Origin of the sequence: Salegentibacter tibetensis (assembly GCF_020164485.1) — a bacterium.
GTDB classification, from domain to species: domain Bacteria; phylum Bacteroidota; class Bacteroidia; order Flavobacteriales; family Flavobacteriaceae; genus Salegentibacter; species Salegentibacter tibetensis.
Window position 1 is genome coordinate 1 of the sequence record NZ_JAIQZA010000025.1, and the last position, 26,734, is coordinate 26,734.

Genomic DNA, 26,734 nt, shown 5'->3' on the forward strand with positions numbered 1-26,734 from the left:
ACTTATTGGTAACAGTTCTGAAAGCCGGGTAATCAATAAAAAAATTGATGAAACCAAGGTGCAGCTCTATAAAACCCAGGACAGTCTTTTAAAAGAAGGACTGCTGATAACGGCACAGACGGTCAAAGCTAGATTTCTGGGGAGTGATCAGCAACATTATACGCTAATCTATTTGATCAAATATCACAAAGAGAAAATGGGTAAGGTTTTAAAGTATGGGACTATGAAAAACTATACTACTACGGAAAACTACCTCAAAGATTTTTTAAAAGACCAGTATCATACTTCGGATATTTATTTAAAACAGGTTGATTACCAATTTACATTGAGCTTTGAAAGTTTTTTAAGGGGCTTGCCCAGCCTCCAAAATAATGGAGTCATGAAACATATGGAACGCTTTAAAAAATTAATGCGCCTTGCCGAAGATTTGGACTGGATTGAAAAGAACCCAACCAAAAGGTTTAAACTCCGTTTTGACCAGGTGGATATGGTCTATCTTTCCAAAGCGGAATTACAAAAAATAAAAAACAAAAAATTTAAAAGGTCTACTCACAATATCAACCGAGATATTTTTGTGTTCTGCTGTTATACTGGATTGCCATATGGCGATGTCAAGGAGCTAAAGAAAAAGCATATTCAGATAGGTGTTGATGGGAATAAGTGGATCTACACCCGAAGGATCAAAACTAATACGATGCTGAGAATCCCGCTGTTAGAAGAAGCTGAACGAATTCTTGAAAAGTACCAGGACCATCCAAAGGTTTGTTCCAGTGATGTTTTACTTCCGGTCTATTCCAACCAGAAAACCAACCAGTACTTACGCGAAATCACTAAAGAGGTAAAGATAAATAAAGAACTTAGTTTCCACGCCGCTAGGCATACATTCGCAACAACGGTAACCTTAGCCAATGGTGTTCCTATTGAAACAGTATCTAAGCTTTTAGGACATACAAAATTATCTACTACTCAAATTTATGCCCGGGTGATTGATTCCAAAATTTCAAGTGATATGGACTCTTTGAGAATTAAATTAAATAATAAAAATTAAAACTTCTTTTAAAGAAATGCAGTTGGTGCAAACCAAGATGTATGAAAATTTTGTCCCGCCCACGGGACGAAATCGAATAGCAAGAGGGTAACACGCAGAGCGATGTTATTCGATTTCTTTTTTAACAAAGGCCTGATTTTACAGGGCTTTTAAATTTGAAACTTTAAAAAAATATCCACCCTACTGGATATACCCGTCTGGAAAGGTCAGTAAAATAAAGATGGCGGTAGCCAGTAAGTATTAAAATAGTATCCATTATGACAAAATAAAGGGTTCAACTAAAAACAAGTACGACAGACAAGTTGCTGAAGTTTTCTAAAAAAGCTTAGAATATAAAGTACGCGAAGTATAATACCAAATAAGCTTTTTGACTCAAGTCCGCTAGGCGGTGACTTAAATTCACCGATCAGGATTTCATAATTTCTTTAAAACCCTTCTTACATCACCTTACCTTTCAATGCTAAAAAAACAAGCTTTGAAATTAACCGGAGCGCATAAACCGCTTTGCTATTTATAGCTCCTCTATAATTTTAAAGCTTGAAGATATAGAAGCATCAAAAGGTAATGCGATGGCACTGGAAGAAGTAAATAAAAATTCAGAATAAACCGTTTCATCCTGATCTTCACTATTTTTTCTTTTCGCCGGCAAAAGGAAAATGCTCCAGATGAAAAAAGTAAATTGGATCTTGTTATAAACTTTCCGGATTGAACAGGTTCGATGCTATAATCCTTAATTTATTTTTGGAGTCGGAACTTTTAATTTCCTTCAATAATATGAGCGCATTACTACTCCATTTATTTGTATATTTGGTTAGGTCAGAATATCAAACTGCACCAATACGTTCTATTTAAATTTTGAGTTAATCGTGAGTTCAAAAATTGGAACTGCGTGAAACCGTATAAATACTGGGGTTTTCAGCGTTTTAAAAGCGTTCTGCCACCCCGACTTTTTGAGTATCAAAATACATCAAAAAAACACCTAAATAAATGATTTTCAGTTTTTTAAGTAAAACTGGGGATCATTTTTTTTAGTTTCATATCAAATAAAATGTGACCTATTCGGTTACCTGATTCATTTAATCCAGAATGATTCGGTGAATCCAATACATTTAAATGAAAAAAGGGATCCTTCCTAAAGAAAAATCCCTTCTAAATTTTAATACAGAACTCAGTTAACAGTTCACTATGACTTGTCTTCTTCCTCTTCGTCCTTTTCTGGGATTTCTACAATAGGTTCGTTGTAATCTGCATCATCATAGTCCTCTTCGTCAAAATTAGCCATAGTATTTTCAAGGCGTGTACTTACCTTCACCAGGTATATAGCATCTTCAGTTTTTACCTCAACTGCTTCAATCTTTTCGTTTTTTGCGTTTTTAAATGCAATAATTTGGTCATCGTCGTATCCGTCGGGATATTTCTCCACTAGAAGTCCGAGGATCTCTGGAGTTAGTTTCTTGTAGTCAACAATAATTCTTTTCATAAATAAAAGTTTATGAGGATGTAGTTAGTAGGTTTTAAAAATACTGTTTTTATATTATAAATCAAGCTTTCCTGTAATATTCAAAAGCATTCCAAATTAGTTCATTAGGAACTTTGCAATCTATCACTGTGTCGCCAATATCTTTTAGCAGTACAAAATTTATATTTCCGTGGGAATTTTTCTTGTCGTATTTCATCAAATCTATGATTTGCTGAATATCTTCTTCTGAAAATTCAACACGTTCATAAATATCCAGAATTTTATTAGTGATTTCCTTTAGTTTATCTTCAGGGAAATCCTGCAGTTCTTTAGAAATATAAGTGGCCAATACCATCCCAACAGCTATGGCTTCTCCATGAAGTAAAGTAGTTTTTTCTGAATGTGTCAAAAAATAGGACTCTATAGCATGACCAAGTGTGTGGCCGTAATTTAGTGTTTTTCGTAATCCGTTTTCTTCGGGATCTTCGGTAACTACTTTAGATTTAATCTCTACCGATTCTTTAATGATCTCGTCCAGGTCATCTAAAGTAAGTTCACTTAGATTAGTCACCTTATTCCAGTAAGTTTCGCTGCTAATTAGGGCGTGTTTTAAAATTTCAGCAAGACCGCTTCGCATTTCGGTTTGCGGTAAGGTAGCCAGAAATGAGGGATCAATTATCACCATTTCTGCATGGTTAATAACCCCAATTTGATTTTTTAAGTTCCCGAGATCAACACCGGTTTTTCCGCCAACCGATGCATCTACCATAGCCAGTAAGCTGGTGGGTACGTTTATATAACTAATGCCACGTTTAAAAGTTGAAGCAACAAATCCGCCAAGATCGGTTACCACGCCACCACCAACATTTATCATCAGGCTTTTACGATCGGCATCTAATTCAGAAAGGGCATTCCATAAACCGGTACAGGTCTCTAGATTTTTATTGATTTCACCGGCTTCAATTTCTAAAATATCAAAATTCTCGGAAGCTTCAATCTTCTGAAGGAAAACAGCCAGGCAATCACGATGTGTGTTATTGTCTACTAAAATAAAGACTTTAGAAGGTTTTGATTCCTTTAAATAAGCATTTATTTGGAGAAAGCCGTCTTCCTGGAAGTAAACCGGCCCATTAACTGCCATATTAGACATAGTTCTTGACGTTTTTAGCATTTGTGATTCGGCTTCGAAAATAAGCAGAAATATTCATAATAAAATCAAACTTCAATAATTATATTTGCGGCACTTAAGACACGCTCATGATTAATAGAAAAATCTTTAACGACACTAAAACAGCTTTTAAATTAAAAACCGATTTAGAGCTGGATCGTGCTATCTTTTTGTTTAGCATGATGAATAAAAAGCAGTTGGTTGACGTTGGTTCCTGGTTGACCAAATTTTCTTTAAAACTACACCTGCCGGTAGAGGGACTGATTAAAAAGACAATTTTTGAACAGTTTTGTGGTGGTATAACCGAAGAGGATTGTAAGCCACTTACCAAGGAAATGTATTCTAAAAAACTGCATAGCATCCTTGATTACTCGGTAGAAGGGAAGGAAACTGAAGAACAATTTGATTCTGCTTTAAATAAGAAAATGAAGTTGATAAAATTCGCTGCGGAAAGTGATGAATTACCATTTTCTCTCTTTAAACCAACCGGAATAGGAAGATTTGCTATCTGGGAAAAAATCACGGAGCGTATTAATCTTAGTGATGACGAAAAAGAAGAATGGGAACGTGTTAAGGAAAGAGTTAATAGCCTTTGTAAATGTGCTTACGATAACAACGTAAGATTATATGCCGATGCCGAGGAAAGCTGGATGCAACTCGCAGCCGATGAGTTGATGGAGGAAATGATGAAGAAATATAATAAGGACAAAATCCTTATTTATAATACCTTCCAGTGTTACCGTTGGGACAGATTGGAATATGTGAAAGCTTTACACGAAAGAGCTAAAAAAGAAGGATTTAAAGTCGGAGCTAAGATTGTACGCGGAGCTTATATGGAGAAGGAAAATGCGCGCGCCAAAAAATACAATTATACTTCACCAATTTGCGAAAACAAAGAAGCAACAGATGTTAACTTTAACAGTGTGATGTCTTATTGTTTAGCAAATCTTCAGGATATTCACTTATTTATAGGAACTCATAATGAGGTGAGTAATTATCTTGCGCTGCAAAGTATGGAAGACAAAGGATTACCTTTAGACGACGATCGTATTTGGTTTAGCCAGTTGTACGGGATGAGTGATCATATTAGTTATAACTTGGCCAAAAAAGGTTATAATTCAGCTAAATTACTGCCTTTCGGACCGGTACGGGAAGTAGTGCCGTACTTATTGAGAAGGGCACAGGAAAATACATCTGTAAAAGGACAAACCGGTCGTGAACTTTCGCTTCTGGAAGAAGAAAAGAAACGCAGAAAAGGTCAGCCTACCAAACACGATAGGGGCGAGCATTAAATTTAAAAAGCTGTTTGGGAATCAAATTTCTTAGGCCGTCATTCTGAACTCGTTTCAGAATCTAATATGTTAGAACTCCGAAAAATTATCGGAGCAGGCTCTGAAACGAGTTCAGGTTGACGATTAAAGAATAATCCCAAATAGCTTTTTTACGTTTTATACTGAAGAAAACTAATCCTCGGTTTCTTCCATAGTATGATATACATTTTGTACATCGTCGTCTTCTTCCAGTCTTTCCAGTAGTTTTTCAACATCAGCGGCTTCTTCTGCTGAAAGTGGTTTTGTTACCTGTGGGATTCTTTCAAACCCTGAAGAAAGTATTTCGATTTCCCGGTTTTCCAGTTCTTTTTGGATCGCTCCAAAAAATTCGAAGGGCGCATAAATATGAATTCCATCTTCATCTTCAAAAACTTCTTCAGCCCCAAAATCTATAAATTCCAGTTCCAGTTCTTCCACGTCCAATCCTTCAGCATTCAACCTGAAATTACAGGTATGATCAAACATAAACTCTACAGATCCTGAAGTTCCCAGGTTTCCGTCACATTTATTAAAATGAGAACGAACATTGGCAACAGTACGGTTATTGTTGTCGGTAGCGGTTTCTACCAACACAGCGATTCCGTGGGGGGCGTAACCTTCAAACAGTACAACTTTATAATCGCCCTGACTTTTATCACTAGCCCTTTTAATGGCACGTTCAATATTGTCTTTGGGCATATTCACGCTCTTCGCGTTTTGGATAACCGCCCTTAGTTTTGCATTGGTATCAGGATCGGGTCCGCCTTCTTTAACGGCCATAACGATATCTTTTCCAATACGGGTAAAGGCTTTGGCCATTGCAGACCAGCGTTTCATCTTACGCGCCTTTCTAAATTCAAATGCTCTTCCCATTTATTCTGAATAAAAAATTGAGACAAAAATATAAAAAAGCTTCCAATTCAATTTGAAAATTGGAAGCTTTAAATTTTAAAATATTTTTTCTGAAACTAAGCTGAAGCCTCTACTATTTCTTCAATAGCTTTTGCCAGCTTAAAATCCTTTTCGGTTATCCCATCTGCATCGTGGGTGGAAAGTGAGATTTCCAGTTCGTTGTACACGTTTCCCCAGTTAGGATGGTGTTCCTGGGCTTCAGCTTCAAAAGCAATACGCATCATTACCGTAAAAGCATCTTTAAAATTAGCAAACTGAAAAGATGTATGAATTGCATTATCCTTGTAGACCCATCCTTCAAGACTCTCCAACTTTTTATTGATTTCGTCTTCGCTAAGCTTTTTCATCTTAATAATTTTTAGTGATTAGTTCTTTAAATTTAAGCATCTAAAGCCTGAATTTTTAATCTATATCACTTTTAGTACAAGATTAACACCTAGTTCTTTACTGAAGCCTTTGTGACCTGTTGTACTGAAACCTGCAGGTTTTTGGGTAAGATATTTTCTTTGGGTAAAACCGCTAAAAACCGATCGAAATTAGAATCGTAGATATTTTTAAAAATAAGGTTCTTATGTCCTAGAACTTCGCAAACTTCTTCAATAAAATCTTTTTGATGAACCAGGTCGGTGCTGCCTAGATGAAAAACCCCTTGTTTTTTACGATTAATGATATAATGAATTTGCTGGGTTACTTTTTCAATTTCAGTAACATTAATTACCACGTTTGGAAAAACCTCTATAGCTTCCCCTAAATCTATAAGCGTTTTAATTTGCTTGATCCGGGGAGAATTTTGGCCAAAAACCATGGGCAAACGTAAGATGTTGTATTTATCGTTTGGAAGTCTTAGCAGTGCATTTTCAATTTTAATTTTAAACCTGCCGTAAATACTTTGCGATAAAGTCTTATCGTATTCATAAGAGGGAAAATTGGTAAAAGCATCAAATACATTGGCCGATGAAATAAAAAGCAATTTACACTTATGGGTAAGGATATAGTTGATTATTTCAAAATGCGCGATAATTTGGGCGTCAAAATTTCCCCGAACAGCGGAGATAATTATTGTAGGCTTTATATTTTGAAGCAGGATTTCAATATTTTCAGTTTCCATGTCAAAATGGTGAAACTGATGATTTTCCTCAAAAACGCGGTTTGCAGTATGATAGGTTCCGTGGGTATCAAAAAAGGAGCACAGTTCTTTATATAAGGCATTGCCTATAAAGCCGCTTGCTCCTAAAATTAAAATTCGTTCCAAAAATTATCCTTTATAAAAGGGCAATTTCACCTGTACGGCCGGAATGGATTTCTTTCTAACTTTTATAAAAATCTTGTTGCCAAATTTAGCAACTTCAGCAGGCACGTAGCCTAAGCCTATTCCTTTTTCCAGCGATGGTGACATTGTCCCCGAAGTTACTTCGCCAATAACCTTGCCATCTTCATCTTCAATTTCGTAACCCTGGCGTGGGATTCCACGCTCTTCCATTTCAAATGCGATCAACTTTCGTTTTGGCCCTTCTTCTTTTTCTTTCTTTAATGCTTCAGAATTAATAAAGTCTTTGGTGAATTTGGTGATCCAGCCTAATTTAGCTTCAATAGGGGAAGTGGTTTCGTCAATATCATTTCCGTAGAGACAAAAGCCCATTTCCAGTCTTAAAGTATCACGTGCAGCCAGTCCTATGGGTTTTATTCCGAAGTCTTTTCCGGCCTCCATCACACGATCCCAAATTTGCTCGGCATCTTCGTTTTTGAAATAGATCTCAAATCCGCCGCTTCCGGTATAACCTGTAGCTGAAATTATCACTTTATCTACTCCCGCAAATTCGGCAACTTCAAAAGTGTAAAATTTCATATTAGAAAGGTCTACATCTGTCAAAGATTGCATTGCTTCGGCAGCTTTTGGCCCCTGAATTGCTAAAAGCGAAAATTCGTCTGACATATCACGCATTGTAGCATCCATCGTATTATGCTGCGAGATCCAGTTCCAGTCTTTATCAATATTAGAAGCATTTACTACCAGTAAATATTTTTCAGAATTAATCCTGTAAATGATTAAATCGTCTACAATTCCGCCGGTTTCATTAGGCATCACGGTGTATTGTGCTTTCCCGTCTACCAGTTTTGAAGCATCATTGGTAGTAATCTTTTGTATAAGTTCCAGTGCCTTATCACCGGTGATAAGGAATTCTCCCATATGGGAAACATCAAAAACACCTAATTTCTCACGAACGTTTTGATGTTCAATATTTACACCTTCATAGGAAACAGGCATATTATAACCTGCAAAAGGTACCATTTTGGCATTTAGTTCTTTATGTCTGGCAGCGAGGGCAACTTCTTTCATTTTATCTAAAATTTGCGCAAATTTATTGATTTCACTTTGAATACAATATTAAAAAGGGCTTTTTGTGAAGAATCCTTGGAATAATGGAGCAGGGCTTAGTTTCCCAGGTAATAAAGTCTTTGAATTAAACTTTTATTGGCAAATCCATTTGAAATTTAAGTTTAGATTAATTTTTTAAGCCGAAGCTTTCAGGCATTAATTTGTAATTTTATGAATGAAAATTTCAACGAAGCCAATTATGAAAATATTATCCGCAGAACAATTAGGCGAAGCCGACGAAGTCACACTTAAAAATGAAGGAATTTCAAGTACGCGTTTGATGGAGCGGGCGGCGAGCCTGGTATTTAACGAAATTCACACAAGGCTGGAAGGTGCAGATATCAATATTAAAATTTTCTGCGGAATAGGGAATAACGGTGGCGACGGACTTGTAGTAGCGCGTTTACTGCATAAATACGGCTATAAGGTGAAAGTTTATGTGGTGAATTACAGCGATAAGCGCTCTGATGATTTTCTGGTGAATTCCGATCGTTATAAAAAGGAAAGCCACACCTGGCCTGAACTGATAAAACGAAAAGAAGATTTTCCTGAAATTTCTCCCGGTGATTTCGTGGTAGACGCGATTTTTGGAATTGGCCTAAACCGACCAGCAGAGGGATGGCTTGCAGAATTACTGGAACATATAAATGAATCTGGAGCCTTTTGTCTGGCTTTAGATATGCCATCTGGTTTGTTCCCGGATAAAGCACCTGCAAAAGATGCCTCAGTGATTAAAGCGAATTATACCCTGACTTTCCAAACTCCAAAAATTGTGTTTTTTCTGCCGCAAACGATGAGATATGTGGGGGAAATGCAGGTTCTGGATATTGGTTTGGACCGCGAATATTTGAAAGAGGTTAAAGCTATGGCTCAACTAATAGGTAAGCGTGAAGCCAGGCAATTTTATAAACCGCGTAATAGAAATAGCCATAAAGGTGACTATGGCCACAGTCTTGTAGTAGGAGGAAGCTATGGGAAAATTGGAAGTATGGTGCTTTCAGCTAAATCTACGCTAAGGGCAGGTGCTGGATTATGTAGTGTTTTTGTGCCAAAATGCGGTTACAATATTTTACAAACGAGCTTTCCGGAAGCTATGGTAATTACCGATGAAGATGATAACGAACTCACCAATATAGATACCGATCTCGAACCAGATGTTATTTGTTTTGGGATGGGCGCCGGTAAATCTTCTAAAACCGTAAATGCCTTCAAAAAGTTATTAGAAAAAACTGAAAATCCCATGCTTATTGATGCTGATGGATTAAATATGCTTTCTGAAAATAATGAACTTTTGGAATTGCTCCCAAAAAAATCGGTTTTAACGCCTCATCCCAAAGAACTGGAAAGGCTTATTGGAAAATGGGAGGATGATTTTGAAAAGATTGATAAGATCGAGGATTTCACGAAAAAATATAAGGTGATAGTGGTTTTAAAAGGAGCACATACCTTTGTTTTTAGCGGGAAACACACCTATATAAACAATTCCGGCAATCCCGGAATGGCAACAGCGGGAAGTGGAGATGTGCTTTCAGGAATTATTGCAGGTTTGATGTCTCAAAAATATGAACCGCTTGTTGCAGCAATTTTAGGTGTTTATGTACATGGACTTTCAGGTGATATTTGCGCTGAAGAAAGAGGATACGAAGCTTTGCTTTCCGGAGATATTAGCGATAATTTAGGGAGAGCTTTCCTTGCTCTAAAGAAAGATGAAGATCATGTCTAAATCGGCTTTTACAATTGTTTAAGTTATTTTTTGAAAATATCTTAAAAATTTAGTTTTAAATTTGGATTACGTTAGTAGAAATAAGAATTTTGGCGCAGAAATTTAAGTGGATTTGATTTAATAGTGAATTCAAAATTTAGAACCCTTTTTAGATCAAAAATCATTCATTTCAAAAAACCTGATTAGGCCTGCGAATACTTAAATGTAAAGGCTTTAACATTAAACTTCATTACCTAAAACCATAATTTATGCAGTCTCACCATTATATCAGTTCAGCCATTTTGGATTTGGAAACCATAGAAGATATATTGAGGAGTAAAATGAAATTGGCGCTTAGTGAAGAAGCTGAATGTAATATCCGAAAATCAAGAAAATACTTAAACAAAAAAATTACTGAAAGCGAAACCCCAATTTATGGAATCAACACCGGTTTTGGGGCTTTATGCAATGTGAAAATAAGTCCGGGTAAACTAACCGAACTTCAGGAAAACCTGGTAAAATCGCATGCCTGCGGAACCGGAGATAAAGTTAACAAAGAGATTGTGAAGCTGATGCTATTGCTGAAAATTCAATCTTTAAGCTATGGGAATTCAGGGATCGCCTTAGAAACCGTTTTAAGACTTATCGATTTATATAACCTTGATATTTTACCGGTAGTTTACGAACAGGGGTCTTTGGGAGCTTCCGGCGATCTTGCCCCACTTGCTCATTTGGCCTTGCCCTTAATTGGGGAAGGGGAAGTGTATTTTGAAGATAAAATAATTAGCGGAGAAGAATTGCTTAAAATTCAGGGTTGGGAAGCTCTACAATTACAATCCAAAGAAGGTTTAGCTTTGTTAAACGGCACCCAATTTATGAGCGCCCATGGGGTTTATGCCTTATTGAAATCTTATAAATTATCTTATCTGGCCGATCTTATCAGCTCGGTTTCCATAGATGCTTTTGATTGTAATTTGTCTCCTTTTAATGAGTTGGTTCACCTTGCCAGGCCACATCGGGGACAGATTAAAACAGCGGAGCGTATTCGTAGATTTTTAGATGATAGCCAGATTGCGAAAAGCGAAAAGGAGAATGTGCAGGATCCTTACAGTTTTAGATGTATCCCCCAGGTTCACGGGGCGAGCAAGGACACTTTGAGTTTTGTAAGAAAAACCATTAAAACCGAGATCAATTCGGTAACAGACAACCCTAATATTTTTATTGAAGAAGATAAAATTATTTCCGGAGGAAATTTTCACGGGCAACCATTGGCTTTAGCTTTGGATTATTTAGCGATCGCACTAGCTGAACTCGCCAATATTTCAGAAAGACGAATTTATCAATTGGTTTCCGGACTTCGCGGCTTACCAGCATTTTTGGTTGAAAATCCTGGATTAAACAGCGGATTTATGATTCCGCAATATACCGCAGCCAGTATTGTTAGTCAGAATAAACAACTTGCAGTTCCAGCTTCAGTAGATTCTATTGTTTCTTCAAACGGGCAGGAAGATCACGTGAGTATGGGTGCTAATGGAGCTACAAAACTTTTAAAAGTTGTAGAAAATTTAAATAGTGTATTGGCGATTGAATTATTTAATGCTTCGCAAGCTATGCACTTTAGAGAGCCGGCGGAAACTTCAGAAATGTTAAGGAATGTTTTAAACGAATTTAGAGTTGTGGTTCCTGTACTGCATACCGATGTGACAATGGCACCACATATAAAAGCGGCCAAATCTTATCTGGAGGGGTTTAATTTCAAAGAAAATATTTTCGATTAAATTCTAAATTTGATCCAATTTATAGCCTCTTCTAAATTGTCAAAAACTTCAAAAGAATCGGCGTCTTTGTAGAATTGTCGTTCTACTTTATGAGCGTTTAATTTAATTAGCTCGTTTTCGCTCACCACTGCGATGGCTTTTAAGTTTTCTGCACGTGCAGATTCCCTATATACTAGAGGATCTACGGCATAAGAATTTTTTCGTAAAGAGATATAGCCGTAAGGTTTATTTTGAAAAACTTCCTTTCCAATATTTAATAATTCCTGATTATTATTTGTATTAAAAAGTACGCCTTCATTTAATTCGGCGATAAGGATGTTTTGAAAAATAAGCACCTGCCCAAATTCCAATTCCATTATTTCTGTAATCATTAATATAGGGATTAATTTCGGGCAAATTTAATATAATTCAGCGACTATATTAAAAAAAGGCTATTTGAAATTAATCTTTCAAATAGCCTCTTATAAAATTGATAATCTTCTAAAATCCTAAGATTCTGTTTCTTCAATTTTTTTATCAATCTTTATGGTTAATTCATTTTTTTCCTCATCGAGATCCATAAAAATTTTATCTCCTTCCGCTAATTTTGAAGTGATGATCTCTTCTGCCAGCGCATCTTCAATATATTTCTGAATAGCTCTGTTCAAAGGCCTTGCACCATATTGCTTATCGAATCCTTTTTCAGCAATAAAATCCTTGGCTTTATCACTTAAGGTCATATCGTAACCAAGGCTTCCAATTCTACTAAATAGTTTTGTCAATTCAATATCAATAATTTTATGAATATCCTCACGTTCAAGACTATTAAAGATCACTACATCATCAATTCTATTCAAGAACTCAGGTGCGAATGCTTTTTTAAGCGCATTTTCAATTACACTTCTTGCATTTTCATCGGCTTGAGAACGTTGTGAAGCGGTTCCGAATCCAACTCCCTGACCGAAATCTTTCAGTTTTCTCGCTCCAATATTAGAAGTCATAATAATGATTGTATTTCTAAAATCTATTTTTCTTCCTAAACTGTCGGTTAAATATCCATCATCCAGTACCTGAAGAAGCATATTGAAAACATCTGGATGGGCTTTTTCAACCTCATCGAGCAGAATTACAGCATAAGGTTTTCTTCTTACTTTTTCAGTTAACTGGCCACCTTCTTCATATCCAACATATCCCGGAGGTGCTCCAATTAACCTGGAGATAGCGAACTTCTCCATATATTCACTCATATCTATTCGAATAAGCGAGTCGTCATTGTCAAATAACTCACGGGCAAGTACCTTAGCTAATTGTGTTTTACCAACCCCGGTTTGACCTAAAAATATAAATGACCCAATTGGTTTGTTAGGGTCTTTAAGTCCCGCACGATTTCTTTGAATGGCTTTCACAACTTTACCAACCGCATCGTCCTGACCAATTACTTTTCCTTTTATCTTCTTGGGGAGTTCTACCAGTTTATTGCTTTCGGTTTGCGCAATTCTATTTACGGGAACCCCTGTCATCATAGAAACAACATCAGCAACACTATCTTCGTCAACTGTTTCTTTGTGTTTTTTAGATTCCTCTTCCCATTTTTCCTGGGCTATTTGTAATTCTTTCTCAAGGTTTTTTTCATCATCCCTAAGTTTTGCAGCTTCTTCGTATTTCTGCTTTTTAACTACAGAATTTTTCTTTTCGCGTACTTCTTCCAGTTTGCGTTCCAGGTCTAAAATCTGTTTTGGAACATCTATATTGGTAATGTGTACACGAGAACCTGCTTCATCTAAAGCATCGATAGCCTTGTCCGGTAGAAAACGATCGGTTAAATACCTGTTGGTTAATTTCACACAGGCCTCAATCGCTTCATCGGTATAAGAAACATTGTGGTGATCTTCGTATTTATCTTTAATATTATTAAGGATCTCAATAGTTTCCTCTACCGTAGTAGGTTCAACAATAACCTTTTGGAATCTTCTTTCTAAAGCACCATCTTTTTCAATATACTGTCTATATTCATCTAAAGTGGTAGCACCAATACATTGAATTTCCCCTCTTGCAAGAGCAGGTTTAAACATATTACTTGCATCAAGACTTCCTGTAGCGCCGCCGGCGCCAACAATAGTGTGGATCTCATCTATAAAAAGAATAATGTCGTCATTCTTTTCAAGTTCGTTCATCACGGCTTTCATACGTTCCTCAAACTGACCGCGGTATTTGGTTCCTGCAACTAAACTGGCAAGGTCTAAAGTGACTACGCGTTTGTCAAACAGTATTCTTGAAACTTTACGTTGAATGATTCTAAGTGCTAGACCTTCAGCAATAGCCGATTTACCAACCCCAGGTTCACCAATAAGTAAAGGGTTGTTTTTCTTTCTTCGACTTAAAATCTGGGAAACCCTTTCAATTTCTTTCTCACGACCTACTACGGGATCCAGTTTATCGGCTTCTGCCATGGCGGTTAAATCTCTTCCGAAGTTATCTAAAACAGGGGTTTTGGATTTTTTGGAAGTTTTGCCGGGGCCACTGCCACCTCCGCTAAACGGATTGTCTTTAGTAGCATCATCTGTACTACTATCGTCGTCTGAAAATGACTCGGCCGTTGGACTATCCTGGAAGTCATTTTCATCACTCGCTATCATATATTTAAACTGATCTTTAACCCCGTCATAATCTATTTTAAGTTTATTAAGCAGCTTAGTGGTGGGATCGTTCTCGTTTCTCAAAATACAAAGCAGTAAGTGAGCGGTATTTATATTAGAACTTTGAAAAAGCTTGGCTTCTAAAAAAGTCGTTTTTAGGGCCCGCTCTGCCTGGCGGGTAAGGTGCAGGTTTCGTTTTTCGTTAGAAACCGCAGTAGATTCGGGATTTGCGGGGCTAAGTATTTCAACTTTACGTCTTAAATGACTTAAATCTATATCTAATGCATTTAAAATATCTATGGCCTTGCCATCTCCGTCTCGCAACAAACCAAGCATAAGGTGTTCAGTACCAATAAAATCGTGGCCTAAACGCAGCGCTTCTTCTTTGCTATATGCGATTACATCTTTTACTCTCGGTGAAAAATTATCATCCATCTTTATCTTCCTTTCTCTCTGATTTATTCAGCACAAAACTTTCAAAAATTGTACCTAATCCTATGATATTAGCTAATTGACAAAATTACTTTCAATATTCAAAGGGTAAAATAAGGAACTTATTAACGATAGTACACTAAATTTTTGTTAATAAAATTTGGTTAAACAATACGCCAAACAGGGCTTCAACATCTATAAAATATGTAAATTGGCACGTTAGATTCGAGAACTAAAATAAACTTTACAATATGGCTGAAGGAGAAAAGCTTATTCCTATAAATATTGAAGATGAAATGAAATCGGCCTACATTGATTATTCAATGTCGGTCATTGTGTCACGTGCTTTACCAGATGTTCGTGATGGCTTAAAACCGGTGCATCGCCGGGTATTGTATGGTATGTATGAACTTGGAGTCCTCTCTAACCGGTCTTATAAAAAATCGGCCAGGATTGTAGGGGAAGTTCTTGGTAAGTATCACCCACACGGGGATTCTTCTGTTTATGATACTATGGTAAGAATGGCTCAGCACTGGAGCATGCGTTATATGCTTGTAGACGGGCAGGGTAACTTTGGATCTGTAGATGGCGATAGCCCTGCGGCAATGCGTTATACCGAAGCCAGGATGCGAAAAATTAGTGAGGATATGCTGGCTGATATCGATAAAGAAACGGTAGATACTCAGCTTAACTTTGATGATTCGTTGAACGAACCGGTAGTTATGCCTACCCGTATTCCTAACCTTCTTGTAAATGGAGCCAGCGGTATTGCCGTAGGTATGGCGACCAATATGGCACCGCACAATATATCTGAAGTAATAGACGGAACCGTTGCATACATTGAAAACAATGATATTGAGATCGAAGAGCTAATGGAACATATTAAAGCTCCCGATTTCCCTACCGGTGGAACTATTTATGGTTACGATGGTGTTCGTGAAGCTTTTAAAACAGGAAGAGGTCGTATTGTAATGCGAGCCAAATCTCAATTAGAAGAAATTAATGGAAAAGAATTTCTCGTAGTTACTGAAATTCCTTATCAGGTGAATAAGGCAGATATGATCAAGAAAACTGCTGATCTGGTTAACGAAAAGAAAATTGAAGGGATTAGTCTGATTAGAGATGAATCTGATAGAAATGGAATGCGTGTCGTTTATCAATTAAAACGGGATGCTATTCCTAATATCGTTCTAAATACGCTTTATAAACATACTGCTTTACAAACTTCTTTTAGTGTAAATAATATTGCACTGGTAAAAGGAAGGCCGGAGATGCTCAACTTAAAAGATATTATTTATCATTTTATTGAGCACAGGCACGAAGTTGTAGTAAGAAGAACTGAATATGAACTCAGAAAGGCTGAAGACCGGGCTCACATCCTTGAAGGTTTAATTATCGCTTCAGATAATATAGACGAAGTTATCGCTTTAATTCGTTCCTCTAGTAATGCCGAGGAAGCCAGGAATAAGTTAATTGAACGCTTTGAATTGAGTGAGCTACAGGCAAAAGCCATTGTAGAAATGCGTTTACGTCAGCTTACCGGCCTGGAGCAGGATAAACTGCGTGCAGAGTATGAAGAAATAATGAAAACCATAGAAGACCTTAAAGACATTTTGGCGCGAAAAGAACGCAGAATGCAGGTTATTAAGGACGAACTTCTTGAAATAAAAGAAAAATACGGAGACGAAAGACGGTCTACTATAGAATACTCTGGAGGAGATCTTAGTATTGAAGATATGATTCCGGACGAACGGGTGGTTATTACAATTTCTCACGCCGGATACATTAAAAGGACTTCCTTAACCGAATACAAAACCCAGAACAGGGGAGGAGTAGGCCAAAAAGGATCCAATACCCGAAATGAAGATTTCCTTGAATATTTATTCTCAGGAACGAACCACCAGTATATGTTATTCTTTACTCAAAAAGGAAAATGTTTCTGGATGCGGGTTTACGAAATTCCCGAAGGAAGTAAAGCTTCAAAAGGAAGGGCGATTCAAAACCTTATCAATATTGATCCTGACGATCGCGTAAAAGCATTTATATGTACCCAGGATCTTAAAGATGAAGAGTACATAAATAAACATTACGTGATTATGGCCACTAAAAAAGGCCAGGTGAAGAAAACTTCTTTAGAGCAATACTCAAGGCCAAGAACAAATGGAATAAATGCCATTACCATTAAAGAAGACGATGAATTACTGGAAGCAAAACTAACCAACGGCGATAGCCAGGTAATGCTTGCGGTAAGAAGTGGTAAAGCCATTAGGTTTGAAGAAGGAAAAACCAGACCGATGGGAAGAAACGCTTCAGGGGTGAGAGGTATTACCCTTGCCGACGATAAAGACGAAGTAGTAGGAATGATTTCCGTAGAAGATTTTAATTCTGATATTCTTGTAGTTTCTGAAAATGGCTACGGAAAAAGATCCAGTCTTGAAGATTATAGAATCACGAACCGTGGCGGAAAAGGTGTCAAAACTATTTCCATCACCGAAAAAACCGGAAGTCTTGTTGCTATTAAAAATGTTTCAGACGATGAAGACATTATGATCATTAACAAATCTGGAATTGTAATAAGAATGGAAGTTGCAAATCTTAGAGTTATGGGGCGTGCAACTCAGGGAGTTAGATTAATTAACCTTAAAGGAAATGACGCTATTGCAGCCGTTGCAAAAGTACTGCATGACGAAGACGATGTTGAGTTGATGGATGACCCGGAAAAGGCTGAAGATGCTGAAGAAAACCCAAATGGCACAACTATTGCAGACGATAGTGAAGAATAACTAAATTTAAAACCAAAACGAAATGAAGACTAATATCTTTACTGTAGCGTTGTCATTATTATCAGTGGCTGCCGTTGCACAAAAAAGCGAAATTAGAAGTGCGGGTAACGCCGTAGATGATGGCAACTTTGCAGAAGCCAAAACTGAATTACAAACTGCTGAATCTATGCTTTCTGAAGCTAATGATAAATGGACAGAGAGATTCTACCTTTATAAAGGTCAGGCTTACTTAGGAAGTGGTGAAAATGCTTCTCTGGAAGATTTGGAAACCTCAGCAGAAGCTTTCAAAAAAGCCCAGGAAATGGGTAATGATGATGAAGCCGTGCAGGGATTTGATCAGGTAAGAAATGCTTTAGTTCAAAGTGCGATCAATGATCAGAATACTGAACAGTATGAGAGTGCTTCAAATAAATTGCGGTATAGCTACCAATTAAATAAACAGGATACGCTTTATTTATACTACGCTGCTGCAAACTCTTTAAATGCTCAGGATTACACTACTGCATTAGAGGATTATAAAGAACTTAAAGAAGTAGGTTTTGATGGTTCCGGTGTAGAATTTCTTGCCACCAATGTAGAAACTGGTGAGGAAGAGATTATGCCTAGTAAAGAACAGAGAGATTTAATGGTTAAAACTGGCGAATATGAGGACCCTAAGGAGCGTAAAATTCCTTCCAAGAAAGGAGAGATTGCTAAAAATATTGCTTTAATATATATCCAGGAAGGTGAAGATGAGAAAGCTATTGAGGCGATAAAAGATGCAAAAGCTGAAAATCCTGACAATATTGCATTACTTCAAGCTGAGGCCGATGTTTATTACCGTATGGGTAATAAGGAAAAGTACAATGAGCTGATGCAGGAAATGGTTGAAAAAAATCCTAACGATCCTAATATCTACTATAATCTTGGTGTAACTGCTGCTGAATTAGGTAATAATGAGCAAGCTATTGAATACTATGAAAAAGCACTTGAGATTGATCCCGAAATGAGTAATGCAAGAATGAATATTGTAGTTGCCATTTTAGCAAAAGAGCGTGATCTTATCGACCAGATGAACGAACTTGGAATGAGTAAGGAAGATAATAAACGTTATGATGAGCTTGAACAAGAGCGTAAAGAGATTTACGAGCAAGCTGTTCCTTACCTGGAAAAAGTAATTGAAGCAGATCCAGAAAATGTTAGTGCTATTAGAACTGCAATAAATATCTATAACCAATTAGGTGAAGAAGAGAAAGCTGCAGAGCTTAAGGCAAGATTGGAGTAAAAATAATCTAAGTCCATTAATTAAAACCACCGGATTCCGGTGGTTTTTTTATGCCTTAATTTTTATGCATAAAATTTAGAACAAATAAGTGGATAGAAAATTATTATTCGGTTCAAAGCTAATGGAGGCTTTGTGTAATCAGCAACTTTGGAATGCAAAAAGCTATATCTCGAAATCAAACAAGGTTTTTCTACAACCATTACTCGCAAAGGGAAGGTACTTGTAATAAGTAACAAAAAGCAAAAGAGGCAGACCTACGGTTGGGCAATGGCTGAAGGAAGTCAGTATCATTTAAAACTATTTTAGATACTATCACCAGCTCTATGGCTTCAGGTAAGATTTTAAAGTCAAAAGAAGCACCCAGCCATAGTAGTTTTTGAACTTTTGTAGTTTAATTTAATTTGTTTCCTTATTTTTAGAAAAATATATTATCATGGCAGAATTTAATGTAACTATCAACGGAGAAAAACGTAATCTTAACGTAGATCCCGATACGCCTCTACTCTGGGTTTTGAGAGACAATTTAAAACTGGTTGGAACAAAATATGGCTGTGGAATCGCCCAATGTGGTGCTTGTACTGTTCATTTTAATGGGTCTGCGGTAAGATCCTGCCAGGTTCCGATTTCAGCAGTAAAAGATAATGAAATAACAACTATAGAAGGTCTATCAGAAGAAGGCGATCATCCGGTTCAACAAGCCTGGCTGGAACACGACGTGCCTCAATGCGGGTATTGCCAGGCTGGACAGATTATGGCTGCTACTGCTCTCTTGAAAAATAACCCCAGTCCAAGCGATGAAGAAATTGAAGATGTTATGAATGGTAATATTTGTCGCTGTGGAACTTATACAAGAATAAAGGCCGCTATTAAAACAGCTTCGAATTCGCAGATCGTCTAATTTATCAGTTTATTTAAATTCGAAAGAAATGAGTAAAGTAAAAACAGGAATGGGCAGAAGATCTTTCATCAAGAACGTTTCTCTTGCCGGAGGTGGATTAATAATCGGGTTTAACTGGCTGGCATGTAAGCGTGCGGCCGAGGAAGGCGGGAAAGAGATGGCCCTGGAAATGCCAGATGAATGGTTCGAAATGAATGGTTATCTTAAAATTGGGGATAATGGAGTCGTAACTATCTACTCTCCAAATCCGGAAATTGGACAAAATGTGAAGACATCCATGCCAATGCTCGTTGCAGAGGAACTAGATGTAGACTGGAAAAATGTGATCGTAGAGCAAGCACCCTTAAATACAGATGTTTTCACCAGACAATTGGCTGGAGGAAGCCAGTCCATCCGTCAGGGTTGGGAGCCGTTAAGGATGGCTGGAGCTACAGCCAGAAAAATGCTGCTTACAGCTGCAGCAAGTGAATGGGACGTATCGGTTTCTGAACTTTCTGTGGAAAACGGAATTATTTCACATACAGATAGCGACAGGTCTTTAGGCTTTGGGGAAATTGCTAAAGCTGCCGCACAGGTTGAAGTGCCTGAAGAAGTTGAACTTAAAGATAATAGTGACTTTAAAATTATAGGTACTTCGCGCAAGAATGTAGATGCAAAAGGCATGATTACGGGCAAGCCCTTATACGGTATTGATGTTCACCGGGATGATATGCTTATCGCTATGATAGTTCAACCCCCCGCCTTTGGTATGGAGTTTAAATCTATGGATGCCGCAAGAGCAAAGGAAATGTCCGGAATAATAGATGTTTTCACTATAGATACTTACCCGGAAGATATGGAAAGGGAGTGGAGTGACGTAGCTGCGTTCTCCAAACTGGTAGTAGTTGTTGGTGAATCAACATGGCAGGTAATGCAAGCAAAAAAAGCATTGAAAGTTGAATGGGATCTAAACCCGAAATTGACAAAACAAATTCAGATACTCGAAAAAAGTGCTGGTTTAGCCGAAGGAGGAGGATTGGAAAACTCAGATATCCATTATTCCTTAATGGCCCAACTTGGTTCTGATAATTCTGAAACAGTAAGGAAAGACGGGGACCCTGAGGCCGCTTTCAGCAATGCGGCCCGTGTTATTGAACGTTCTTATACCTGCCCGTTTCTTGCCCATAATTGTATGGAACCAATGAACTTTTTTGCTAATGTTACCAATGACAAGGCAGAATTATTGGGACCTATTCAAACTCCTGAGTATGCAGAAAAGAGTGTGAACAAACGCTTAGGTTTGGATCTTGAAAATATAGATATACAAATGACCCGTATGGGTGGTGGATTTGGCCGACGGCTCTATGGAAATTTCCTTGTAGAAGCTGCAGTTATTTCCCAAAAAATGGGAGTACCAATAAAACTTGTTTATACCCGTGAAGATGATATGACCAACGGAGTCTACCGCCCGGCTTATCATGTTACTTACCGGGCTGCCCTGGATGGGAATAATAATCTTACCGCTTTTCACGTGAATGCCGGTGGTATGACGGAAAGTCCTCTTTTTGCCGATCGTTTTCCTGCGGGAGCGGTTGATAATTATCTTGCTGAGAGCTGGACGATTGAATCAAATATTTCTACAGGGGCCTTTAGGGCACCCAGGTCTAATTTTATTGCGGGAGCAGAACAGTCATTTCTGGATGAACTTGCTGAAGAAATGGGGCAGGACCCTATTCAGTTTCGCCTTGATATGTTAAAACGTGCGCAAAATGACCCTGTTGGAGAAAACAACGATTATGACGCGGCCCGTTATGCCGGGGTTTTGGAAGTAGTGAGGGATAAAGCAGGTTGGAATAACGGCAGTTCTACTTCAAGCAGAGGTGTTGCTGCTTATTACTGCCATAATTCCTATGTGGCGCAGATACTGGATATGAACTTAATAGATAATGAACCGGTAATCGATAAAGTTACCTGTGCGGTAGACTGCGGAATTGTGGTGAACCCAGATGCGGCAAAGAATATGGTGGAAGGTGGAACTATAGATGGTATAGGGCATGCACTGTATAGCGAATTAACATTTAAGGACGGAGTTACACAACAAAATAATTTTGACTCATACAGGCTTATTCGCCACCGCGAAGCTCCAAAGAAGATTGATGTACATTTTATTGAGAACGGTCTGGATCCAACAGGACTTGGAGAACCGCCTTCTCCTCCTGTGCAGGGAGCATTGGCAAATGCATTATATAAAGCAACAGGAAAAAGAATCTATAAGCAACCATTTTACCCGGAAATAAGTACTGAAAGCAGGGAAATAAAAACCTAATCGGAGCTTTCTGCGAAATGAAAAAGATCAAATTCAAATGTTGGGTAGAGTACGAAGGGGAAAAATTCTACGGCCCCGGCCCAAACGAATTGATCAAGCAAATTAAGAAAGAGGGATCTCTTGCAAAAGCTGCAGGTCAAATGAATATGTCTTATAAAAAAGCTTGGAGCCTGGTTCAGAGATTGAATAATAATTCTGAAGATCCCTGGGTAATTTTAAAAAAAGGCGGACAACATGGTGGCGGGGCTGAGGTAACTCCAAATGCTATAAAAGCCGTCCAGGAATATGATAAACTACAGCAAAAGATTAATGAGCTGCTCAAGCAGCAGGAGGATTTGCTGAAAGTTTTAAAATAAATTGAAATAAGACGTTTGATAAGTTTTTTACACGTGATAAACCAGCCCGTCCGCTTAGGAGGGCTGGTTTCAGCTTCTAATTTATTTTAAATTATAATCATATTTGATTCTGAAATAAACCTACCTGACCGGACGGGCAGGTTGAGAATGACGTTTTAAAGACTTTTTTAAATAGTTTATACCGATATATACAAGGATACATAACGTTAATGCAAGGAAAAAGAAAAATATATCTCGACTATAATGCAAGCACTCCGGTAGATCAAAGAGTGGTTGATACTATGTTGCCATATTTCACTGAAAAATTCGGAAATGCCAGCAGTGATCACATTTTTGGTTGGGATGCGGAGGAAGCAGTTGAAAATTCGCGGGAACAAATTGCCGGATTAATAAATTGTAAAATCACTGAAATAACTTTTTCATCCGGTGCAACCGAAGCTGCCAATCTCGCACTGTTTGGTTTTTGTGAAAGAAACAGATATAAAGGCAATCACATTATTACCTGTAAAACCGAGCATAAGGCTGTACTAGACACAATGCTGGCATTGCAAAGGAAAGGTTTTGAAGTCACCTATCTGGATGTGGATCTAGAAGGTAATATTGACCTTCAGGAACTAGCAGAGTCAATTACTTCGGAAACAATTCTCGTGTGCCTTATGCTGGCAAATAATGAAACCGGATTGATCCATCCCATGCTGGAAATTGAAAAGATAGTGCACTCCAAAAATGTGAAATTGATGAGTGACATTACTCAGGCGGTGGGCAAAATTCCGATTGACCTAAAACGACTGAATTTAGATCTGGCTATTTTCTCTTCTCATAAAATTTACGGGCCTAAAGGGGTAGGCGCATTGTACATTAATAAGAAAAATAAAGTGGAAATTGATCCTTATGTTTTTGGTGGGGGACAGGAAAAGGCAATACGGCCCGGCACATTGAATGTTCCCGGAATTGTTGGCTTTGGTAAAGCCGCTAAAATTGCTTCTACTGAAATAGAGAAAGAATCAGAAAGAATTTTAGATTTAAAAAATAAACTGGAAAGCGATCTGAAAATGATCGAGGATACTACAATCAATTCTGAAGCTTGTGACAGGCTTCCAAATACCACGAATATTTCATTTAAAAATATTGAAGGCGGCCAATTAGTTAGAAAACTGAATAATCTAGCCATTTCAAGGGGCTCGGCCTGTACCTCAAATACAGTTCAGGCCTCCCATGTTTTAAAAGCAATGGGGTTAGACGATGAATTGGCGTTATCTTCTATTCGTCTTAGTTTGGGAAATGGTACTACCCTGGAGGATATTAATTTTGCCGTAATGGAGATCACTAAAACTGTAAACAAGTTAAAAGGGATAATTGTATGAGGGAGTTGGATGCCATCATATCAAAATATGAACTTCTGAGAGAACAGGATATTGAATGTGTACTCGCAACCGTTGTGCATGTGGAGGGATCCTCTTATCGAAGAGCAGGAGCAAGGATGCTGGTGGATGAATACGGAAATATTACCGGGGCAATTAGCGGAGGCTGCCTGGAGGGTGATGCACTCAGGAAGGCACTCCACGCAATGCACCAGCAACAAAATAAATTGGTTACTTATGATACCAGCGATGAGGACGATGCCGTAATTGGTGCCCAGCTGGGGTGCAACGGGATTATCCAGGTTTTGTTTGAACCCATGGATTATGAGGATGCTCTTAATTCCTGTGAGTTGCTTAAAAAAGTAATTAATCAAAAGAAGCCGCTGGCAATTGTAGTGCAGTTTAATCTGAATAAATCTAAAGTTCAGCCGGGAACCAAAATGATAATTTCTGAAAATTCAGAAGTTATTGGCAGCAAGCCTAAAGAGGAATTATATAGGCATATCCTGGAACAGGCCATCCTGACCCTGAAAATTAACAATCCTAATTTTGCTGAATATTTACTTGAAGACGAAAATCATCATGTTTTTATTCAGAATTATCAGCCACCCCTAAAATTGATCATAGTTGGTGCCGGAAATGACGCCCAGGTTTTGGCACAACAGTCCGATTTGCTGGGTTGGGAGGTGGTAGTAACCGATGGACGACCTACCCATGCCAATAGGGAAAGGTTTGCTTCTTCTTGCCAGGTAATTGTCTCAAAGCCCGAACGAACCCTCGAAAATATCGAACTGGATAATCGCAGCTATTTTGTATTAATGAGCCATAATTACAATTATGACCTGAGGGTTTTGAAGCTACTTTTAGCAGAAAAAACAATACCATACATTGGGATTCTTGGTCCTTTAAAAAAATACCAAAGGATGTTGAAAGATCTGGAAGAAGACGGGTTTGATGTTAAAGAGGAAGATTTAAACAAGATATACGCCCCCGTAGGTCTGGAAATAGGGGCCGAGACGCCTGCAGAGATCGGGCTTTCGATTCTAGCAGAAATTCAGTCGGTTTTAACGGGAAAGACTGCCAGGCCTTTAAGGGAAAAATCTTCTCCTATCCACAAAAAAGAGGATACTCAATTTAAGCAGGTTCAGATTTGAAGGAAAAGGTGAAAATAGGAATTATTATTCTTGCCGCAGGATCTTCCAGCCGCCTCGGTTATCCAAAACAAATAGTGGAATTCAGGGGGAAATCCTTACTTCAGCATAGTATAGAGGTTGCGGAATCCCTAAAATTTGACTCTAAGATCCTTGTTTTAGGAGCAAAGGCAAAAGAAATTGAAAAGAAAATTGATTGCAGGAATTTTAAAATAGTATACAACCAAAATTGGAAAGAAGGAATGGGCACAAGTATTGGCAAAGGTACTTCTGAAGCGCTTAAACTTGAAGATGATCTGGACCATATTCTAATCCTGCTTTCAGATCAGCCTTTTATAACTTCAGAAAAGATTCAGGAATTGATACGGATACAACTCAGTACTAATAAGCCGGCAACATTCTCAGAATATTTAGGTAATGTTGGAGTTCCCGCTATCTTTTCCCGATCACTTTTTTCTGACTTAAAAGGGTTGAAAGGAGACCAGGGAGCTAAGAAACTGCTAAGAAATAAGAGTTTTGAATTCAGGACCGTACAATTTGAAAAAGGGATTTTTGATGTGGATACCGCTGCAGATGTTACTTTATTAAAACAGATGGAAGAAGAATGAAAGTGACAATGAATTTTTTAACAAGCTCTTTAAAATCCCGATCTAAAATGGAAATAAGGTCTAATGTTTCTAATTTCCTTATATGCCAATAGAGTACCTTCCGTTAATTTTTTTCTTTATCGCGCTATTTTATAGTTCTGTAGGTTTTGGTGGCGGGTCCAGTTACCTGGCTATCCTGAGTCTATTCTTTACGGATTTTTATGAAATCCGCTCTACAGCCCTTGTACTGAATATTTGCGTAGTTAGCATTGGGACAATCATGTTTATAAGGCACCGTGTATTTAATTTTAAGTTATTCTGGCCGTTTTTACTAACCAGTATTCCGCTTGCCTTTTTGGGTGCACAACTCAAACTTTCCCAAAAGGTCTTTTTCCTGGTCCTGGGTGGTGCTTTAATTCTTTCAGGCTTGTTTCTGATTCTAAAATATCTTCAGAAAAAAATAGAATCAAAAGACTTTTCAAATCCCAGGAAATTCTTGTTAGGTGGCTTTGTAGGTCTACTTTCAGGCATTTCAGGAATAGGGGGAGGTATTTTTTTGTCCCCGGCCCTAAATATTCTAAAATGGGCAAACCCAAGGATTACTGCCTCGCTGGCTTCCGTATTTATTTTGGTCAATTCGGCGGCAGGTCTGGTAGGTTTGAAGATGGCGGGAACTTTTCAAATAAACTATGAGCTTATCATTCAGTTAATTATCGCCGTTGTTCTTGGCGGAACCCTGGGATCTTATCTTTCCAGTAAAAAATTCAATCTTAAGTTTTTAGGTATTTTAACCGCCCTTTTAGTGTTTTATGTGGGCCTCAAATTAATTTTAGGTTATGGCTTTGGCATAAATATCTAATATGCTTATCCGTTTAGAAACCTACAAACAGTTTTTGTCACCCTGAGACCCGTGATAAAAAAAATACCTAGCGTAGGAAAATGACGTTTTCGAGCAAAGCGAGTTTTAAACTCCGTGTGTGAGTGTAGAAAATCAGCAGCGTTAATAATTTTTGAAAGCTTGTCCTGAGTGGAGTCGAAGGGCCCTGGAAAAAATTTAGCTGTTGATTTGCGATTTTTTCTGCCTCCGACGACCAGAAGGGAGGAAGGCAGTTGCCAAAAAAACACCTCCACATAAGACGCCCTTCCTGCCCGTCCGTTCAGGCGGGTTTTGTTTCGCTTACTTGTATCCGACGAACGTAGTGAGAGGAATACACGCAAAAAATGAAAA

General features: G+C 38.0%; 21 protein-coding genes. 13 read left to right on the forward strand and 8 right to left on the reverse strand.

Features of this window, described 5'->3' with window-relative positions:
• Positions 1-1,048, forward strand: a 1,048-nt coding sequence (locus LB467_RS12970) for a site-specific integrase (protein ID WP_224474471.1), incomplete at its 5' end; no start/stop codon positions are given.
• A gap of 1,183 nt (positions 1,049-2,231) precedes the next feature.
• Here the strand turns inward: LB467_RS12970 and LB467_RS12975 are convergent.
• Together LB467_RS12975 and aroB are read right to left on the reverse strand one after the other, a co-directional pair.
• Positions 2,232-2,528 carry a hypothetical protein gene (locus LB467_RS12975; RefSeq protein WP_224474472.1) on the reverse strand — a complete coding sequence of 99 codons (297 nt, stop codon included), beginning with the start codon at positions 2,526-2,528 and terminating at the stop codon, positions 2,232-2,234.
• A 61-nt stretch (positions 2,529-2,589) separates the two neighbouring features.
• On the reverse strand, positions 2,590-3,657 hold the full coding sequence (gene aroB, locus LB467_RS12980; RefSeq protein WP_224474473.1) for a 3-dehydroquinate synthase: 1,068 nt from the start codon (positions 3,655-3,657) through the stop codon (positions 2,590-2,592).
• A gap of 107 nt (positions 3,658-3,764) precedes the next feature.
• Between aroB and LB467_RS12985 the strand changes: the two genes are divergently transcribed.
• Entirely contained in the window at positions 3,765-4,967 is a 1,203-nt protein-coding gene (locus LB467_RS12985) for a proline dehydrogenase family protein (RefSeq protein ID WP_224474474.1), read from the forward strand.
• A gap of 171 nt (positions 4,968-5,138) precedes the next feature.
• Here the strand turns inward: LB467_RS12985 and LB467_RS12990 are convergent, their stop codons facing one another.
• From LB467_RS12990 to gcvT, 4 genes are all read right to left on the reverse strand, one after another.
• On the reverse strand, positions 5,139-5,858 hold the full coding sequence (locus tag LB467_RS12990) for a YebC/PmpR family DNA-binding transcriptional regulator (protein ID WP_224474475.1): 720 nt from the start codon (positions 5,856-5,858) through the stop codon (positions 5,139-5,141).
• 95 nt (positions 5,859-5,953) lie between these two features.
• Positions 5,954-6,244 (reverse strand): 4a-hydroxytetrahydrobiopterin dehydratase, encoded by a 291-nt coding sequence (locus LB467_RS12995; protein ID WP_224474476.1) that lies wholly within the window; start codon positions 6,242-6,244, stop codon positions 5,954-5,956.
• A gap of 89 nt (positions 6,245-6,333) precedes the next feature.
• Positions 6,334-7,149: a sugar nucleotide-binding protein gene (locus LB467_RS13000; protein ID WP_224474477.1), complete on the reverse strand. Its 816-nt coding sequence runs from the start codon at positions 7,147-7,149 to the stop codon at positions 6,334-6,336.
• Between the two features lie 3 nt (positions 7,150-7,152).
• Positions 7,153-8,235 (reverse strand): glycine cleavage system aminomethyltransferase GcvT, encoded by a 1,083-nt coding sequence (gcvT, locus tag LB467_RS13005; RefSeq protein ID WP_224474478.1) that lies wholly within the window; start codon positions 8,233-8,235, stop codon positions 7,153-7,155.
• 238 nt (positions 8,236-8,473) lie between these two features.
• Between gcvT and LB467_RS13010 the strand changes: the two genes are divergently transcribed.
• Complete coding sequence (locus tag LB467_RS13010; RefSeq protein WP_224474479.1) at positions 8,474-9,997, forward strand: NAD(P)H-hydrate dehydratase; 1,524 nt, start codon at positions 8,474-8,476, stop codon at positions 9,995-9,997.
• A gap of 248 nt (positions 9,998-10,245) precedes the next feature.
• On the forward strand, positions 10,246-11,754 hold the full coding sequence (hutH, locus tag LB467_RS13015; RefSeq protein ID WP_224474480.1) for a histidine ammonia-lyase: 1,509 nt from the start codon (positions 10,246-10,248) through the stop codon (positions 11,752-11,754).
• Here the strand turns inward: hutH and LB467_RS13020 are convergent.
• Both LB467_RS13020 and LB467_RS13025 read right to left on the reverse strand, forming a co-directional pair.
• Positions 11,751-12,125 carry a hypothetical protein gene (locus LB467_RS13020; RefSeq protein WP_224474481.1) on the reverse strand — a complete coding sequence of 125 codons (375 nt, stop codon included), beginning with the start codon at positions 12,123-12,125 and terminating at the stop codon, positions 11,751-11,753. The genes hutH and LB467_RS13020 overlap by 4 nt on opposite strands.
• Positions 12,126-12,242: 117 nt before the next feature.
• The gene (locus tag LB467_RS13025; protein ID WP_224474482.1) at positions 12,243-14,804 is read right to left on the reverse strand and encodes an ATP-dependent Clp protease ATP-binding subunit; all 2,562 of its coding nucleotides are present in this window, start codon (positions 14,802-14,804) and stop codon (positions 12,243-12,245) included.
• Positions 14,805-15,052: 248 nt separating this feature from the next.
• Here LB467_RS13025 and gyrA point away from each other — a divergent pair, with 248 nt between their 5' ends.
• From gyrA to LB467_RS13070, 9 genes are all read left to right on the forward strand, one after another.
• The gene (gyrA, locus tag LB467_RS13030; RefSeq protein WP_224474483.1) at positions 15,053-17,584 is read left to right on the forward strand and encodes a DNA gyrase subunit A; all 2,532 of its coding nucleotides are present in this window, start codon (positions 15,053-15,055) and stop codon (positions 17,582-17,584) included.
• Positions 17,585-17,606: 22 nt separating this feature from the next.
• The gene (locus tag LB467_RS13035) at positions 17,607-18,848 is read left to right on the forward strand and encodes a tetratricopeptide repeat protein (RefSeq protein ID WP_224474484.1); all 1,242 of its coding nucleotides are present in this window, start codon (positions 17,607-17,609) and stop codon (positions 18,846-18,848) included.
• A 433-nt stretch (positions 18,849-19,281) separates the two neighbouring features.
• Positions 19,282-19,746: a (2Fe-2S)-binding protein gene (locus LB467_RS13040; RefSeq protein ID WP_224474485.1), complete on the forward strand. Its 465-nt coding sequence runs from the start codon at positions 19,282-19,284 to the stop codon at positions 19,744-19,746.
• Positions 19,747-19,774: 28 nt separating this feature from the next.
• On the forward strand, positions 19,775-22,051 hold the full coding sequence (locus LB467_RS13045) for a xanthine dehydrogenase family protein molybdopterin-binding subunit (RefSeq protein ID WP_224474486.1): 2,277 nt from the start codon (positions 19,775-19,777) through the stop codon (positions 22,049-22,051).
• Positions 22,052-22,068: 17 nt separating this feature from the next.
• Positions 22,069-22,407: a winged helix-turn-helix domain-containing protein gene (locus LB467_RS13050; RefSeq protein WP_224474487.1), complete on the forward strand. Its 339-nt coding sequence runs from the start codon at positions 22,069-22,071 to the stop codon at positions 22,405-22,407.
• A 209-nt stretch (positions 22,408-22,616) separates the two neighbouring features.
• On the forward strand, positions 22,617-23,771 hold the full coding sequence (locus tag LB467_RS13055) for a cysteine desulfurase family protein (protein WP_224474488.1): 1,155 nt from the start codon (positions 22,617-22,619) through the stop codon (positions 23,769-23,771).
• Positions 23,768-24,922 carry an XdhC family protein gene (locus LB467_RS13060; protein ID WP_224474489.1) on the forward strand — a complete coding sequence of 385 codons (1,155 nt, stop codon included), beginning with the start codon at positions 23,768-23,770 and terminating at the stop codon, positions 24,920-24,922. Before LB467_RS13055 ends, LB467_RS13060 begins: the two co-directional genes overlap by 4 nt.
• Positions 24,919-25,527 carry a nucleotidyltransferase family protein gene (locus tag LB467_RS13065; protein WP_224474490.1) on the forward strand — a complete coding sequence of 203 codons (609 nt, stop codon included), beginning with the start codon at positions 24,919-24,921 and terminating at the stop codon, positions 25,525-25,527. Before LB467_RS13060 ends, LB467_RS13065 begins: the two co-directional genes overlap by 4 nt.
• 82 nt (positions 25,528-25,609) lie before the next feature.
• The gene (locus LB467_RS13070) at positions 25,610-26,365 is read left to right on the forward strand and encodes a sulfite exporter TauE/SafE family protein (RefSeq protein WP_224474491.1); all 756 of its coding nucleotides are present in this window, start codon (positions 25,610-25,612) and stop codon (positions 26,363-26,365) included.
• Positions 26,366-26,734 lie beyond the last annotated feature (369 nt).